Genomic DNA, 15,564 nt, shown 5'->3' with positions numbered 1-15,564 from the left:
GCGCTGAACGCGCGGCCAAGGAAGATCCTGGGCTGGAGAACCCCCGCGGAAGCGCTGAATCAGCTACTCTCGCAGACTTAACCAATGAGTGTTGCGACCACCCCTTGAGTCTGGTCAATACACGTCAAAGGAATTCGCCCGCTACTGCCGGAAGAACAGAATCCGGCGTTCGCTCGGGCGGACCGGCATCTGTTTCGATAACGCGGTCTCTGAATCCACGTTCGCGACCTACAAGAAGGAACTGGTCCACACACGCCCCTGGTGGGATCTGGCCGAGTTGAAAGTGGCTACGATCGACTGGATCGACAACTACTTCAACACGATTCGCCGTCGCTCGACCCTCAACTACTTGACGCCGAGGGAGTACGAGCTAGGCTTCAGAAACATCAGCCAACTGGCAGCCTAAACCGGTGTCCAGAAAAGTGGGAACCCTCCAGGGTGGAGGACACCCTGCACGAGGGCGATCCCCTGCAGTTGCTGCCCTCCGGTTAGCTAGATGAGATCCAGCGGGCCCGCGGCGCCACGCGCAGCGCCGATCTCCCTCAGGAGCACTTGGGCGAGAGGTTCGAGGGCAGCCGCCAGCTGTACACCAATCTCGCTGATGTTCAGTATGAGAAGCGTTTACGGGCTCTGGCTCACAGTTCTCGCACCAACATGGATGAGATCGGGGCCAACAACCTCTACCTTGCGCTTGGGATGCTGCACTGGAAACCGGAGGGTGCGCCCCTGCGCTCGCCGCTGATCTTGGTGCCGGTGCGCCTGACTCGTCGGCCCCAGGTCCGCGGCTACCACCTGGAATTGGACGAGAGCGGAGCCAGCACGCCTAACTTCTGCTTGCTGGAAAAGCTCTACCAGGTGCACGGTATGCGCGTGCCCGGGCTTGGGGAACGGCCGCTGACGGTGCCGGGATCGACGTGGATGCAGCCGTACGGGCCTTGCGAGTGGCGATCGACGAGAAGAGACTGCCATACCGGATGGAGAAGATTGCTGAGCTGGCGGCCCCTGCAGTTCGCGAAGTTCCGGTTGTGGAAGGACCTTGACGAGAACTGGGAGCAGCTTTCAACGAATACGCTGGTGCACCACCTGATTCACCAGCAGTCCGAGCCCTTCCAGGATCCCGCGCAGCGGCAGCAGCGCACGGTGGATCTGGACGAGCTGGATGCTGTGTGCCCGCTGCCGGGCGATGCTGCGCAGCTGGGCGCTGTGGCCGATGCCGTGGGCGGGCGTACCTTCGTGCTGGAAGGACCTCCGGGGACCGGCAAGTCCCAGACCATCACCAACATGCTGACCCGTGCGGTGGTCGAAGGGCAGCGGGTGCTGTTCGTCGCCGAGAAGCGAGCAGCCCTGGACGTGGTGCGCCGGCGGCTGGACGAGGTCGGCATGGGGCCGTTCTGTCTCGACCTGCACGACAAGAGCAGCAAGCCGGTGCACGTTCGGGCTCAGATCAGCCGGTCACTGAACCACCAGGTCGTGGTGGACGAGCAGGACCTGCGTGCTGCCCAGCAGGATCTGCGCTCCTCTCGTCGAGCGCTGGCCCGGTACGCGCGGGGGCTGCACGAGCCGAATGCCGTGGGCTATTCCTTCTACTCGGCCCACACCGAGCTTATCGCGCTGGGCGACGGTCCCGTGCTGGCAGTGCCTCGCGAGTTCCTGCACACGCCGGACGTGGCGGCCAAGGTACAAGCCGTCCGTGACCTGCTGCGGGTACTGCCGGACAGAGCCGACGTCGCCCATCCGGAGCGGCAGCATCCCTGGGGGTTCCTGCTCCTGGACGATGCCGCCAGCCTGGATGTCGAACGGATGCGCGAGGCCGCGCAGCATGTCGACGACAGCCTTGGTCGTTTACCGGCTGACGGTCCTCTGGCCGGCGTGCTGGCTGCGGTGCGCACCGTCGAGGACTTCTCGGACCTGAGCACGGTCATCAGGGGCCGTGCCGTCCCGTTGGAGATTATGGACGAGTCGCGCAGCCAGCGCTGGCAGCTCGCCTGCGGGGAGTTGCTGGGTGAGCTCGACTCGTTCTTCACGAACGGTCATCCGGTGCTGAAGCTGGTACTGTCGGCTGTGCTCGACCTGCCCCTGGACGACATTCATGCCCAGGCTCAGCAGGCGGGGGAGTCGAGCGTCATTGGACGAGCCAGACGGCTACGTGACGTGCACATCCGGCTCGAGCCGGTGCTACGGCCCGAGGCCGACGTCAGGGGCAGGGACCTTCCTGAGCTGACCGGCGACCTGCTGCAGTTGCGCGAGGACGTCCGGGCACTTGCTCAGCGGGCCCGCAACATTCCGGGGATCGACATTCCCGCCGGCTGGAACCCCTTCACCGATCACGGGCAGGCGATCGTCCGCGATCACGTCAGCTGGCTGGGCGCACTGGGTCAGGCAGTGGACGCGGCCTCCGCCGATCCGCAACGGCAGCAGTTCATCGAGCAGCTGCGGCTCCTTCCAGCGCTGGCACAGCAGATCGACGACACGGCGGCGGATGCGGTCGACGATGCGGCCGGCGCCGTTCAGGCGCTCCTTGGGGAGTGTGGCTCCACCCCAGAGCTCCTGCAGTGGTGGAGTGGTGACGAGGGGCTGCTGGCGGGTTGGCGTGAGACGAGCGCGGGGCGGGCGCTGTGGGATCACGCCCTGCACAGCCTGCGGCGGTGGGTGGCGTTCAGGCAGGCTCTGGCACCCCTGTGGGGGATGCGTCTGGAAGGGGTCTACGACGAACTGCTCACCGGTTCCATCCTGGCCGACGACGCCGCCGCAGCTTTCGAGCGAGGGCTGGCACTCGCCGCACGAACCGAGCGCGGTGAGGCGAACCGGCTGGACGTCTTCGACGCCGAGGCCCACAACCGTGCGGTGGAGCGCTTCACCACGGCAGCTGCCAGGGTCCGTGAGCATCTGAAGACCGCTCTGCCTGCGCAGGTGCTGGAGCGCCGCACGTTCGATGCCGCCACGGCCACTGGAAAGGCCGGAGCGCTGCGGAAGGAGATCCGGCGCCAGCGCAAGGGACTGGGCGTTCGCGCCCTGATGTCCGAGTACGGCGAGCTGGTCACCGAGATCATGCCCTGTGTTCTGGTCAGCCCGGATTCGCTGGCGCGATTCTTCCCGGGCGGGGAGCAGATCTTCGACCTGGTGGTCTTCGACGAGGCTTCGCAGATCCGGGTGGCTGACGCCATCGGCGCGATGGGACGTAGCCGGGCTGTGGTGGTCGTCGGCGACAGCAAGCAGATGCCGCCTACTTCCTTCGCCCAGAGGTCCTTGGGCGACGAGGACGACGATGACGTTGTAGCGACTGAGGCAGCGACAGCGCCGGTCGATGAGGAGAGCATCCTCACCGAGTGCGTCGAGGCCCGGGTGCCGCAGAAGTGGCTGTCGTGGCACTACCGCAGCGTCGACGAGTCCCTGATCGCCTTCAGCAACCTGAAATACTATGAGGGACGGCTGTCCTCGTTTCCCACCCCGAACACGGCAGGCACGGACTGCGGCATCAGCCTGGTCCCTGTCGAAGGCACGTACCTGCGTACTGCCGGGGGAAAGATGAAGCGGACCAACCCCCAGGAGGCCCAAGCCGTGGTCGCCGAGATCCGGCGACGGTTCGACGCGATCGAGACACCGCCGTCCATTGGTGTGGTCACGTTCAATGCGCCACAGCGGTCTCACATCGAGGACCTGATCCGCGACAGCAAGGACGAGCGTCTGATCGAGGCCCTCGACGCCCGCGGGCCGGAAAGCCTGTTCATCAAGAACCTGGAGAACGTCCAGGGCGACGAGCGCGACACCATTCTCTTCTCGACCGGGTTCAGCGCGAACGAGAAAGGTTCCCTGCCGCGCAACTTCGGGCCGCTCGTCTGGTTCGGTGGGGAGCGGCGCTGGAACGTGGCCATCACCCGGGCCCGACGTCAGGTGATGGTCTTCAGCTCGTTCACGCCGAGTCAGCTCAAGGTCGAGCAGACGTCCTCGGCCGGTCTGCAGCACCTGCGCGCCTACCTGGACATCGCCGCGGGTGACAGCCAGGTTCTGGCCAGCAGTGTGGCCTCGGCAGCCGCCCCGGACAAGCATCGTGAGCAGCTGGCGCGAGCCCTGCGCGGGCGGGGCCTGATCGTTCAGGAAGTGTTCGGCCTGTCGGAGTTCAGGGTCGAGCTGGCTCTGGCCTGGCCCGACGATCCACAGACCTTCCTGGTAGCCGTACTCCTGGACGGCCAGGAATGGCGGCACCGCAAGACGGTCAGCGACCGGGACGGGCTACCGGTGCAGGTACTGTCCAACATGCTGGGCTGGCCCGCCGTTGAACGGGTCTGGCTGCCGGAGTGGCTGGTCTCGCCGGAGAACGTCCTGGACCGCCTGGAGGCCGCTACCCGCGCGGCAGCCCAGGCTCGTCCTGCACGGACCAGGCCAGCGGCCGGCTCGAGCCCGGCACGGGCTGCTGCAACAGACGCAGACCTGCTGGTCGTCGGCCCGCCGGTCACGCCGGCGAAGCTCCCGGCGCGACGGCCGTTGCTGCCCCGCATCATTGGCTCCCACCAGGCCCTGCCAGGACAGGAGACCTACGCACCTTGGCAGTCGAGAGTCATCGGGGACCGAAAGGCACTCGACCGGCTCCCGACGCTCCTGCCGGCCGTGGCCCAGCTCATCGACGAGATCGTGGAAGCAGAAGGGCCCATACACCGGGAGCGTCTGGCCCGGCTCGTTGCTGCGGCCTTCGGCGTCAACCGGCTGGTTGCCGCCCGGGCGGAGAAGATCTACGCCCAGCTGCCGGCCCAGTACTTCAAGGACCCTGAGGAGCCGTTCCTGTGGCCGGCCGGTCTCACGCCCGAGACGTGGACAACGTTCCGGCGTCAGAAGAGCGTGAAACCGCGCCCGCTCGAACAGATCAACCGTCATGAGATCGGCAACGCCATGGTGGCGATCGCTCGCTTCACCGCGGGGCTTCCGCAGGAACAGCTGCTGCGCGAGGTCCTGGGCGTGTTCGGGGCGCGGCAGATGACTGACAAGGCTGAGCAGCGGCTCTCGATCGCGCTGGAGAGGTGTCTGCTGCAGGGCCGGATGATCGAGCAGCACGGTCTGCTTCTGGTCGTCGAGGGCAGTCTCATTTCCCGCCGCTGACCTGCGGCGTCGATGCCGTGGTGCTGACGACGGACGGCCTGTAACTGCTCGCAGCACCGCACTCCGGGGGTGGCATCTCCGTGTCGGCGGGCAGTCAGGCCGGAACCGCCATGGCGAAACGGAGCGCTCCGGCAGCAAAGGGTGCTTCCCCGATTGCCCAAGGGCGCGAGGTGCGTCGGCCCGTCGGTGGAATACCGTATTCGCGGAAAGTACGAATAATCCGAACTAAAGACGGATTATCCGGCCGCACCGGCCGATAAGGGTTGGTGGCAGGGGCCGGCTCGTCGGGCAGGCAACGAGATGGCAAGTTAACTTGCTGGTGGGGTTGGGGTTGGTTTATCTTGGTGGTGCCGATCATCGCTGGGAGCGCTCGCAAGCACGGGGCGACTGATGAAGACATGCTGCACGCGTTGGCGAATCCCATCCGTATCTTCGAGGTCGATGACGGGTTGCGGATGTTCATCGGCCCGGACCAATCGGCGAGGCTGCTTGAGGTTGGGGTGGTCGAAGGGGATTTGGCCCCGGTGATCGTGCATGCGATGTCCGCTCGTCCGAAGTTCCTGAGGTGATCCAGATGCCACGGACCGTGCAAGAGATCCTTGACCATGCCGATGAGTTGGCTGCGCGGTTCGAGGCTTTTGAGCCCGGCGCATCGGTAGCTCGAGAATCCGAAACGCTGACGGCACTGCGGCAGGCAGTGCTGGCCAGGTCTGACGCCGAGCGAGCCCTCGCCGAACTTGTACGGCAAGCGCATGCCTCTGGGTATTCGTGGCGTTCGATCGGTGACCTGCTCGGCACCTCGGGCGAGGCTGCGCGGCAGCGTTACGGGAAGCGGGCTCGGCGCTCGGCGGATCTGTGAATCTGGGCGGTCGACGCCGAGAAGGTTTCTCGCGGTGGGAGGCAAGGCTGCTCCCTGGCAGTCCAATCTGAGAACGTGGTCGACTCGTGTGAGGTTCATAGGCCCACCGCGGCCAGCACCCGCCCGAACCGGATGCGTTCCTGCTCCAGCCGCAGCCCGACCGCATACCGGTCCTCGACCAGATCGACGTACAGCGCCGCTTCGTCGGCGCTCAGATGCTCCAGGTGGGCGTTGACCGGCGAGTCCTCCACGCCCCAGTGCCTTTCGTGCTCCAGCAGCGTGGCCCGGTCCATGAGCATGGACCGCACCTGCGGGAAACGCGCTCGCAGCCGGTCCAGCATGACGAATCCGTGGGTGTCCAGGTCTCCCCAGTAGGTCACCGGCCGCTGGGCCAGCCAATCGACCTGCAGCAGTCGGGACACCCCGTAACCGGACCCGAGAAACAGCAGAGTGTCCGGGACGGGCGGGAACGCGTGGTAGGTCGTCTCGTTTTCGACCACGAAGACCTGTCCGGGCAGGTCCAGGGCGCTGAGTTCGGTAACCGGCACGGCCATCTCCGAGACGCCAGGCAGCAGGTGCGTTCGGTCAGGACGGCGTAGTCGCGCGTAGGCGGGCTTGAACGCGAAGCCGTAGCGCTGGGCGAACGAGCTGCCGGTGAAGATGCGTTCCGGTGGAAGGCACACCTCCAGCAGCGCGGCGAGGGTCTCCCGGTGTGCCTCGACGAACTTGGTGTCGACCCCCGGGACGTCGACCTGGCGGATCCAGGCACCGGTCGGCATGGCGTCGCGCACCCAGCGGACAACCGCGATGAACGCGCTCCAGTGCGGGGCTACGGCAAGAACTGGCTGGGGATGACGGGCGACCCACGTACGGGCATCCGGGAGGTCCGCGGCCACCTGGGCCAGGATCTTCTCGAACAGGCTTGCCTGCGCTTCGACCTGCAGCAGTTGCCACAGGTCCTCCCGAGTTTCGATGACCGCCCGGACCGGCAGCTGAACGGCGCCGGATCGTCGCCCACCGACGACCTGCCACTGCACGTGCAGTCCGGCCGGAAGCTGGGCCCGCCAGCGGTTCGCCCAGGCCTGTACTGCGTCGAAGTCGTCGGCGTACTGGGCCGCTGAGGGTGGCCGCAGACCGATGACGAGTGGTTCCCAGGCCGAGCCGAGCGCGAGTTCGCTGAGGTCGGTGCCGGCCGCCCACCGGGTGCGCAGGAGGCTCACGACGTCATCTTTCGTGGCCCACCGGACACCCCGAGGCAGCGACAGCGTCCTCACGAGACCGTCTCGACCTTGCTGACGTCCACCATGCGGTGCAGTTCACGCCGCGTGCGGAACTCCTCGATGGTAAGGGTCTGCAAGCGGGAGTTGCTGCCGGTCTTGTTCTCCACGAAACCGACGGCGTCGACGTACGGTTCGATCACGTGGATCTTCTGCAGCGGCGTGACGATGAGCAGTTGCAGCCCGATCCGGCGGAACAGGGTCAGCGCGAACCGGGTGGACTCGTCCGACCCCCGTCCGAAGGCCTCGTCGATGACCACGAAGCGGAAGGTCTTGTCCTGTTCGCTGTCGAGCTGGAACTGATAGGCCAGTGATGCGGCCAGGATCGTGTAGGCGAGCTTCTCCTTCTGCCCACCGGATTTGCCGGCCGAGTCCGTGTACGTTTCGAACTCGCTGTCGTCGTCCCGGTGACGTTCCGAGGCCGAGAAGACGAACCAGTTGCGCACGTCGGTGACCCGCCTGGTCCAGGCCTTGTCCGCGTCGACCTGGCCGGCCCGGCCGCGGAAGCGCTCCACGAGTTTCTGCACCTGAAGGAACTTCTGCTCGGAGTACTGCTCGCCGTCCCCACCCAGCGCATCGTCGGTGCAGGCGTGCAGTTCGGAGCGGAAGTCGCGGATCTCGATGTTCGGGGTACGCGTGGTCTCGAGAGTGATGTAGCGGCCAGGGTTGTAGTCGATGTCGTTCAGGGACGTGTTGATCCGGCCCACCCGTTCCCGGATCAGTTCTTCTTCCTGGGCGAGTTTCGAGCGGAACATGGCGATATCCCGAATGGTGTTGGTGTTGAGGAAATTCTTGAACTCGGCCTCGAAGCGGGGCAGATCGTCTTGCAGCAGCCGGTGGTGCATGGCCCGGAATTCGCCCAGCGCCTCCACCGAGGCATCCATGTCTGCGGTTTCGGTGCGGTTCGCCTCGCGGAAGGCGCTCATCAGCCGAACCAGGTTGCTTTCACAGGTACGCAAGAGTTTCTGGCGCCGATCGATCTCGATGGTGACCCTGTCGCCGGTGCTGCGCTCCCAGTTCTGCCAGGCGTCGGCCGTGGCCGGGGCCGGATCGGGAACGTAGGTGCTCATCCCTGCCGGTTCCGGAACGTCCTCCCCGGACTGAAGCACGTCCAGACATTCCCGTTGCCCAGCTCCGGCGCGTTCGAGGTCCGCGTGAGCCCGTCCCAGGTCCCGGTTGCCCTGCTGGATCTGCTCGTTGAGCGCGAGCAACTCCTCGGCAACGCTCTTCAGCTGGTCGGTGATGCGTTCCAGATCCTTGGAGGAACGTTCGATCTCATCCTTCTCGGCCTGATCGCGTGCGATCTGCCGGCTGACCGACTCGTGGTCCAGATCGTCATAACTCTGGTATACGTCAAGCTGGTCCAGCGCAGTTCCCTGACGACGCAGCACGTCACGTCGGTCCGCCAGCCGCTTCTGCTCGTCGACCAGCTGCTGCCGCCGATTGTTGAGCAGCAGAGCCTGGGCCAGCAGAGCGTCGACCTTGGCCTGGTTGCTCCAGCCCAGCACGTAGTTCCGGCGGTCGTCGATCGCCTTGGAGTCGTCCTTGACGTGCCGGCGAGCCTCCTTGATCTGGCCGGTGACGGTGACCGCGCGCTCCGCGAGCTGGAAAGCATCCATCGTCGAAGCACAGACATGAGCCGCCCGGGAGAACAGCTCGCGCTCGATCCAGCCGTAGAACTCGCTGTCGGACTTGATCTCCAGACGGTGGAAAAGCGTTTCCGGACCAGGAACCTGATGACGATGGGTGGCCGCCAGGGTGGCCGGCACCCGGTAGTAGACCAGCCGGACACCCAGATGACGATCGTTGATCCAGGCCGCCACCGAACCGTAGTGGCTGTTCGGGACCAGCAACGACAGACCGAAACCATGAAGGACGCGTTCGGCGGCACCTTCCCAGGCCGCCGCGTCATTACGGACCTGGATCAGTTCGCCGGCGAACGGCAGCGTCTCGGTACTCACGCCGAGGTGTTCGCACAGCTGATCGCGCAACTGCAGGCTGCGCCGGGGAATGTTGCTGCGCCGTTGCTGGAGGCTGGTCAGCTCGTCGCGGATCTCGTCGCTGTCGGACTTGATCTCCTTCTGTTCCACGGCAATGTCGGTGAGCCGGTTGTCGACCTCGGCGCTGGCAGTCTCGAACCCGGACCTGACCTCGTCCAGAGCCTCGCGCATCTGTGCGAACCCTCGCGCGTCGGTGATCGGCGTCAGCTCGACCCGGCCCAGCAGCTCGTTCACCTTCTCAGCCGTCGCGCGGCGACGCTCGCATTCGGACACCGCCCTGGTGATGCTCTCCTCCAGCACGTGCAGCCGGTCGCCGCCCAGCCCGGCGCGCTGCAGCTGAAGCTGTTCGCGCTGGCTCTCGAGCTCTCCGGAACGCTTGGTGAGCTGCCGGGATTCCGCGGCGAGGCCGTCGATACGTTTCTGTCCGGCTTCGGCCTCAGCGGCGAAGGCCTCCAGCCGGCGAGCCGCGGTGAAGAACGGAAGATGAGCCCGGACCTGAGCGAGCTGGACCTGCTGGGCGCTCAGATCGTCGTACTTCGAACCCTCGTCGAGTATCGGAGTCAGCGCCTCCAGCTGGCGACGGGCGCGCACCACCGAGTCGTGGGCCCGGGTCAGGTCCTCGAAGTGCAGCAGGATCTGGTTGATCCAGCGGTCGGCGTCGAACGGCTCCAGCATGTGGGTACGCACGAAGTCGTTCAGATTGCTGACCGACTTCATCGAGACCGTCTGATGGAACAGTTCCATCGCCTGATCCGAGGCGATCCCCATCCGGCGGCGAAAATCGTTGCCGTAGGGCGGGAAAGAATCATGGACGCCGGTGCCCGGCTGCTTCTTCAGTCGTCGCTTGAGCGCGGCGATCTCCGAACCGAAACCGGCCAGATCCCCTGCGATCGACAGTTCACGATCAGCAACCACGAACAGCCGTTCCGGCTGACCGGCCTGCCCCTCCTTCAGCCAGTACACCTGGGCCAGGCTCACCACCGCCTCGCCGGAGGCGAACACCGCCACCAAGGCCGAGTAGTCCTGGCCAGGGCTGCGCAGAGCGACCGGGCGCGAATTGCCGGTCAGCTCGTTGCGCTCGAACTTGTGATGGCCGAGAACGTAGGAGCGCAGATCGCGCTCGCGGGTCTGCGCACCAGCCGCCTTGTTGTACGAGATCCGGTTGGCCGGCAGCAGCAGCGTGGTCACCGCATCGACCAGCGTGGACTTCCCCGAGCCGATGTCGCCGGTGACCAGGGCGTGCCCGCCGGCGATCTCCAGCGACCAGACCTTGTGGTGGAAGGTGCCCCAGTTCCAGACCTCCAGGCGGCGCAGCCGGAACCCCGAGGACGGTGGCATCACGACCTCAACCATGCGTTTCTCCCTGCGCGGTCGGGATGCCCAGCTCGGCTGCGTAACGCTGCAACCCCTCCTGCACCCCAGCCAGCCACTGCGCGTCGACGAACGCCTTCAGGATGCGGCGAACCTCGTACGAGTCGTCCTGATCCTTCAACCGCCGCAGGAACCCGAGCTCGACCACCTTGCCGATCAGGGCGTCCACCTGATCGGTCATCCGCGCCTCGGTACTACCCGCCGGAAGGAACAGCGTGATCATCTCGAGGATCTGCTCACGGGTCAGCACACACCGCGTGTCACCATCGGCGGCGTCGGACTCCGCCAGCCGTTTGCGCAGCAGGGCCAGCAGGATGCTCTGGTGAAAGGTCAGCTGACGCCGGGGAATCAGCCGCGGCACGGCAGCACCCTCGGCGTTCTCGTCGTCCGGCAACTGCCGAAGAAAGGCGTACCCCTCGGACGGGTCGATGGCCAGGGTCAGACCGATGACCGCAACATGATCACGAATCTGCGCCTGCAGAGGCACCAGGTGCCGCCAGACCTGCGGATGCAGATCCTCGTACACCACCCCCTTCATCAAAGAGGTGACAGCCAGCGGCAAATTGAGCTCGCTGCGCAGAACCGGGGACGTACTCACTCCAGTTCCTCCTTCGGTGCCCCTACCGCCCGGACATAGGTGACCGACGGGAGCGTTGCCTGCCTGGTCACCCCGTCGTCCTCCCACCTGACGGATTCCTTGCATGACTCGTCGAAACGCACGTCGAAGCCCGGATCGTTCAGCGAAAGGTATCCGACCAGCTCGGCCAGCCCTTGTTCGAGTGGCCGGACCACCAGTACCTCCTGCAGCGGGATGCGCTCACGGCCCTGCAGCATCTGCCGCACCCCCGAGGCAAGTTCCTGCGTGTCCACCATGACCTGGTCGTACAGGACCGAGGCGTCCACCTCGTCATCGGCCTCCTGCACCTGGTCGCTGACGATCGCCGAACGCGCGGCGGGACGGTACAGGGGCCTCTCCATCGGCAGGGCGATCTGCGGCGCACTGCCGTCGATCTCGCTCTCGAACGTGATCGGCGCATGCTCGCGCAGCTGCAGGGCGACGGATTCGATGCCGTGCAGCAGGTCGACCACCCGCCGGTTCTCCAGCCAGACCCGATCGTCCAGAAAACGCCGCAGCTGCTCCGACAGCTGCCGCACCGTCGACTGGGTGCGCTCGCCGGCGGCCAGCCAGTCGTGGTGGATGTGCCGTAGCCGCGGGTCGTGCTCGCCGATCTCGGGCATCTCCTGCACCCGGGTCAGCATGTCGACGAACTGTTCCTGGCGGGCGGGGAGAGCAGGAAGTCGTAGAAGGCGTGAAAACTGCGCCCCTGGTCGGACTCGGTGATGCTGGTGCGGCTGCCCAGCACCTCGTCCAGCAGGCCGGCCTTGGTCCCTGACCAGGTGGCGATCTGCTCGCGCAACTGCCGGTCGAGCTGGCGGAAATTTGACTCGACCTGCCGGAAGTCCGACAGCAGCTCCCGGGCGGTGGCGGACAGCTGCTGGTAACGGTCGCGCAGGCCGGCCGGCTCCATCATCGGCAGGTCACCGGCCTCCACCCGGGCGATCTCCGCGTCGATCTCGGCGCGGCGGGCCCGGAGTTCGGCCAGGCGGGTCTGCGGATCGGTCTCGGCTCCGTGAACCATCTGCCGCAGCAGCTCGAACACGGTGTTCAGCCGGGACTCGGTACCCACAAAGCTGCGGGCTGGCAGGTTGTGAACCCAGGCGACGGCCTTCTCCAGGTCGGCACTGGCGTCGAAGTGGACCGCCTCCGACCCGGCCGGATAGTACTTGCGCAGCCAGGCATTGCCGGGGGCGGCCCAGTCGTCGAGGTAAGCCCGGGAAGTCTTGGGGAAGGCATCGTCACCCAGGTGCTCACGCAGGGCGAAGAGCAGATCGTCGAGCCGGGTCTCCAGAGCGGTGCGCTCGATCGAGCGCACGTTCTCGTTCACGAACACCTGTCCCAGAAAGGCCAGGACCAGAGCAGCGTTGTCGGCCTTCAGCAGCCGCCAGGCCGGGTGGTGGGTGCGTAACTGCTCTATCTGGTCGTAGTCCATCCGCTCTCCTGATCACAGCAGCGAGACGACGCCGTGCTGCGGGGCCGTCTCCGATACTGGGGTCATGGGGAAGGGCGTCGGCGAGGTCACGACCCGGAACAGGCCCTGCGGGACGCGGCACTGCCCGATCAGCTGCTCCTCCCCGATGCCCTCGGCCGCGAGCATGGCTACGGCCTTGGACAGCAGCGAGGGGCGCTCGACCACACCGATCAGCCCCGGTTCCTTCCGACGCCAGCCCCGGTTCGTGACCGTATTCATGGCGTTGCGGTACGACACGTCGCTGAGCCGTCCCAACCGCCGGGCCCGGTACAACAGCGCCTGCATGCTCACGCCCCACTGCTCCTTCAGCCGAGCCAGATCTGCCCAGGCCTGGGCGCCCATCCTGGACGGGAGCACCTCACGGATCGTGCGGGCCGGCATGAGCAGCTCCTCGGCGAAGCGGTTGGCCTGGTCCTCCACGATCCGGCCACCGGGCTCGGCGTCGTCGTGCATGACTAGGTGGCCGAGTTCGTGGGCGACGTCGAAGCGCTGCCGGTAGTAGTCCCGCTTGATCGGGTTGAGCACCACGATCGGCCGCAGGGCGCTGGAGAACGAGTAGGCATCCACCGAAGCCGCCTGTTCGGGGCTGAAAACCACCAGGATTCCGTGGCTCTCGAGAAGACGGACGAGATGGCCGATTGGCTCGGCGCCCAGCCCCCATTGCTTACGGACGAGTTGCGCAGCTCGCTCGGGCCCGTCACCTTCGGTGTCACTCACGGGAGAACAGGGAACGTCCGGGTCGGGGAACTCGACATGACGCTCCAGACTGCTGGTGATCTCGACCGCCAGCTGCCCGTAGGCGAACGCCTGGTCACGGGCGAGCTGGGGGGTGGAACGCAGCGAGCGGAAGTGCGGTGTGCTGCTGAGGGCTGCGATGTCATCGGGGCGAACCGCGAAGAATCCCGGATCGACCGAGAGACGCAGTGCCAGCTGAGCGACCGTTGCCGCGGTGGGCCGTTTCGCTCCCGACTCCCAGCCGGCCACCGCGGTCGGCGTCTTGTCCAGCACCCCGGCCAGGTCACTCTTGCGAAGACCCGCCAGCTGCCGGGCCAGGGTCAGCCGTGCCCCGTCGAAGCGCGGGGCGACGTCGACAGCACGATCGGGGGGAGACTTGCGTGAGGTCACCGCTCATCACTAGCACGACGGGCGTTACCCTCGCTGCTGGGGGCCCGCCGCTTCACGAGCGGCTCGCTGGCCGGGGCAGCCGGCCCTGCCGGATCAAGAACATCGTCTCGCGTACCGGTGCCGTCCAGGCCAGTGTCCAGGAAATGCAGCCAGTGCCAGGTCTTCTCACCCCTGAAGCCCTGCCGCGGCAGGCCTACGGCAAGCTCTGACGAGGAAGCCACGGCATCCAGGGCGTGGGCGATCACGAAGGTGTGCTTGTCGAGCTCCACCTCGGACTCCGGCTGTTCCATGAGTGCTTCGGCGTCGAACAGCGCGCCCTGGCGAGGGTCCACCTTGCCCGACTGCCGGGCCACCGCCTGCTTGGTGGGACTCTTCTGCGACCAGGGGACGTATTCCAGCCGGCCGAGCTCGCCTGATGTCAGCAGCAGGCGCCATGCCGCGAACGTCCAGCCGGGGCTGCCGTTGAGATCGTCGCGGATAACGGTGCCTGCGGGTAGTCGCGGCATGCCCGTGCGGTCGAGCGGGGACAGTTCGGCGAAGAGTTCGTCCTCACCGAACTGCTCGTCTCCCGGGCCGACGTCGTAATTCTGGCAGCCGAAGACCCGATCCAGGCGATCGCGGAAGAGCACGTACCGCGTCTGGCCCAGCCACTGCTCGTCGTATCCGGCTCTGGGGACGTAGTCATCGAGAGACCGGCGCACCGCCGCGTCGAAGGCCCACTGCACGGCGTTCAGGACGCCCGCACCGCGGAGCGCACTGATGACTTCGTCTTCCCCCAGCATGAGCCAACCGTACCCTTCGAACAGTATTCAGTGTAGAAAAATGAACCGGAACGGCCTGGCTGCTGTCCAGGGGTGCGCCTTGCCACGCAACTGAGTGGCTCGCATCAGCACGTCACCGCTCTCCCCGACCCTGCGGGCGGCCTGCTAAACCAGCACCACGTCCGGGAACCGTCCCTCTCCGGTGCTGAGGGCGTCCTCGATCTCGTCGAGGAAGTTCCAGGCTCCCAGGTTGGCCGGTTTGGAGAAGCTTCTCAGGAGCCAGGCGGCGAAAGCGAAGCCGATGGGCAGGAGCTCGCTGCTGATGAACGTGGACGACGTCGGGGTGGTCTTCGGCAGGCATGTGACGAAGTACTGGATCCGGTCGGCGGGGATCTCCAGGTACGGGTGCGCCTGCGAGAACTCCTGCGCAAGGCTCTTCAGTTCGGCTCTGTTCGGCCAGCGTTCGCCGCAGACTGCGTACAGGGCCATCGCATTGACGGCGACGAGGAGTTCCCGGAAGTGCCGGGTCACGTCCAGGCCGAGCGCTTCGACGTCGGCGGCGGCTCGCCGGATCCGGGGGCCGTCCTGTTCGAGAGCCGCGCCCAGACCCTCGCGCAGCAGTTGGTCAAGGTCGGCGTCGATCCGGCCCTGGGGGCGCCACTGCGGGCGGGCCTCGCTGCGCCACCGACGCCGGATGCCCCGAGTGCTCAAGCGCGAGCGGATGTGTTCGGCGAGAGGGAGCAGTGCAATGACGACGAAGACCGCGGCGTGCGGGTCGTCGTCGATGAGGCCGATCGCCCGCAGAACCAGCCAGACCGACAGGCCGACGACGATGACGAGCCGCAGGAGCAGGATGCGGCCCCGCGCCGCCCAGCCGGCGTAGACGGTGCGATGTATGTGGGGCCACCGATGACCTGAGCCCGGCCAGAACCTGCGCCACCATCCGATTGGTTCGTCCTCTGAAGATCCCACACTGCTAGAATACGGATT

10 protein-coding genes and 2 pseudogenes are annotated in these 15,564 nt (G+C 66.3%); 5 read left to right on the top strand and 7 right to left on the bottom strand.

Annotated elements, in window-relative coordinates:
* The first annotated feature begins 88 nt into the window (after positions 1-88).
* From QSK18_RS35045 to QSK18_RS35030, 5 genes and pseudogenes are all read left to right on the top strand, one after another.
* Entirely contained in the window at positions 89-406 is a 318-nt protein-coding gene (locus QSK18_RS35045; protein WP_285628677.1) for an integrase core domain-containing protein, read from the top strand.
* Between the two features lie 146 nt (positions 407-552).
* Positions 553-837: pseudogene (locus QSK18_RS36200) on the top strand (DUF4011 domain-containing protein); the annotation flags it as partial.
* A 147-nt stretch (positions 838-984) separates the two neighbouring features.
* Entirely contained in the window at positions 985-5,091 is a 4,107-nt protein-coding gene (locus QSK18_RS35040; protein ID WP_285628675.1) for a DUF3320 domain-containing protein, read from the top strand.
* A gap of 344 nt (positions 5,092-5,435) precedes the next feature.
* Positions 5,436-5,660, top strand: a complete 225-nt coding sequence (locus QSK18_RS35035; protein ID WP_352396729.1) for a hypothetical protein — start codon at positions 5,436-5,438, stop codon at positions 5,658-5,660.
* A gap of 5 nt (positions 5,661-5,665) precedes the next feature.
* Positions 5,666-5,950: a hypothetical protein gene (locus tag QSK18_RS35030; RefSeq protein ID WP_285628669.1), complete on the top strand. Its 285-nt coding sequence runs from the start codon at positions 5,666-5,668 to the stop codon at positions 5,948-5,950.
* Positions 5,951-6,045: 95 nt separating this feature from the next.
* Here the strand turns inward: QSK18_RS35030 and QSK18_RS35025 are convergent, their stop codons facing one another.
* From QSK18_RS35025 to QSK18_RS34995, 7 genes and pseudogenes are all read right to left on the bottom strand, one after another.
* On the bottom strand, positions 6,046-7,170 hold the full coding sequence (locus tag QSK18_RS35025) for a Wadjet anti-phage system protein JetD domain-containing protein (protein ID WP_285628666.1): 1,125 nt from the start codon (positions 7,168-7,170) through the stop codon (positions 6,046-6,048).
* A 50-nt stretch (positions 7,171-7,220) separates the two neighbouring features.
* A complete protein-coding gene (locus QSK18_RS35020) occupies positions 7,221-10,580 on the bottom strand; it encodes an ATP-binding protein (protein ID WP_285628664.1) in 3,360 nt (1,119 codons plus the stop codon).
* Positions 10,573-11,196: a DUF4194 domain-containing protein gene (locus QSK18_RS35015; RefSeq protein ID WP_285628662.1), complete on the bottom strand. Its 624-nt coding sequence runs from the start codon at positions 11,194-11,196 to the stop codon at positions 10,573-10,575. Before QSK18_RS35015 ends, QSK18_RS35020 begins: the two co-directional genes overlap by 8 nt.
* Positions 11,193-12,649: pseudogene (locus QSK18_RS35010) on the bottom strand (DUF3375 domain-containing protein). The gene QSK18_RS35015 and the pseudogene QSK18_RS35010 overlap by 4 nt, the downstream one beginning before the upstream one ends.
* 12 nt (positions 12,650-12,661) lie before the next feature.
* Positions 12,662-13,813: a helix-turn-helix domain-containing protein gene (locus tag QSK18_RS35005; protein ID WP_285628659.1), complete on the bottom strand. Its 1,152-nt coding sequence runs from the start codon at positions 13,811-13,813 to the stop codon at positions 12,662-12,664.
* The gene (locus QSK18_RS35000; RefSeq protein ID WP_285628656.1) at positions 13,810-14,595 is read right to left on the bottom strand and encodes a hypothetical protein; all 786 of its coding nucleotides are present in this window, start codon (positions 14,593-14,595) and stop codon (positions 13,810-13,812) included. Before QSK18_RS35000 ends, QSK18_RS35005 begins: the two co-directional genes overlap by 4 nt.
* A 144-nt stretch (positions 14,596-14,739) precedes the next feature.
* Complete coding sequence (locus QSK18_RS34995) at positions 14,740-15,546, bottom strand: hypothetical protein (RefSeq protein ID WP_285628654.1); 807 nt, start codon at positions 15,544-15,546, stop codon at positions 14,740-14,742.
* Between the last annotated feature and the right edge of the window lie 18 nt (positions 15,547-15,564).

The sequence above is a fragment of the Kineosporia sp. NBRC 101677 genome (assembly GCF_030269265.1).
Classification (GTDB): domain Bacteria; phylum Actinomycetota; class Actinomycetes; order Actinomycetales; family Kineosporiaceae; genus Kineosporia; species Kineosporia rhizophila.
This window is presented reverse-complemented; position numbering and strand designations above follow the sequence as displayed.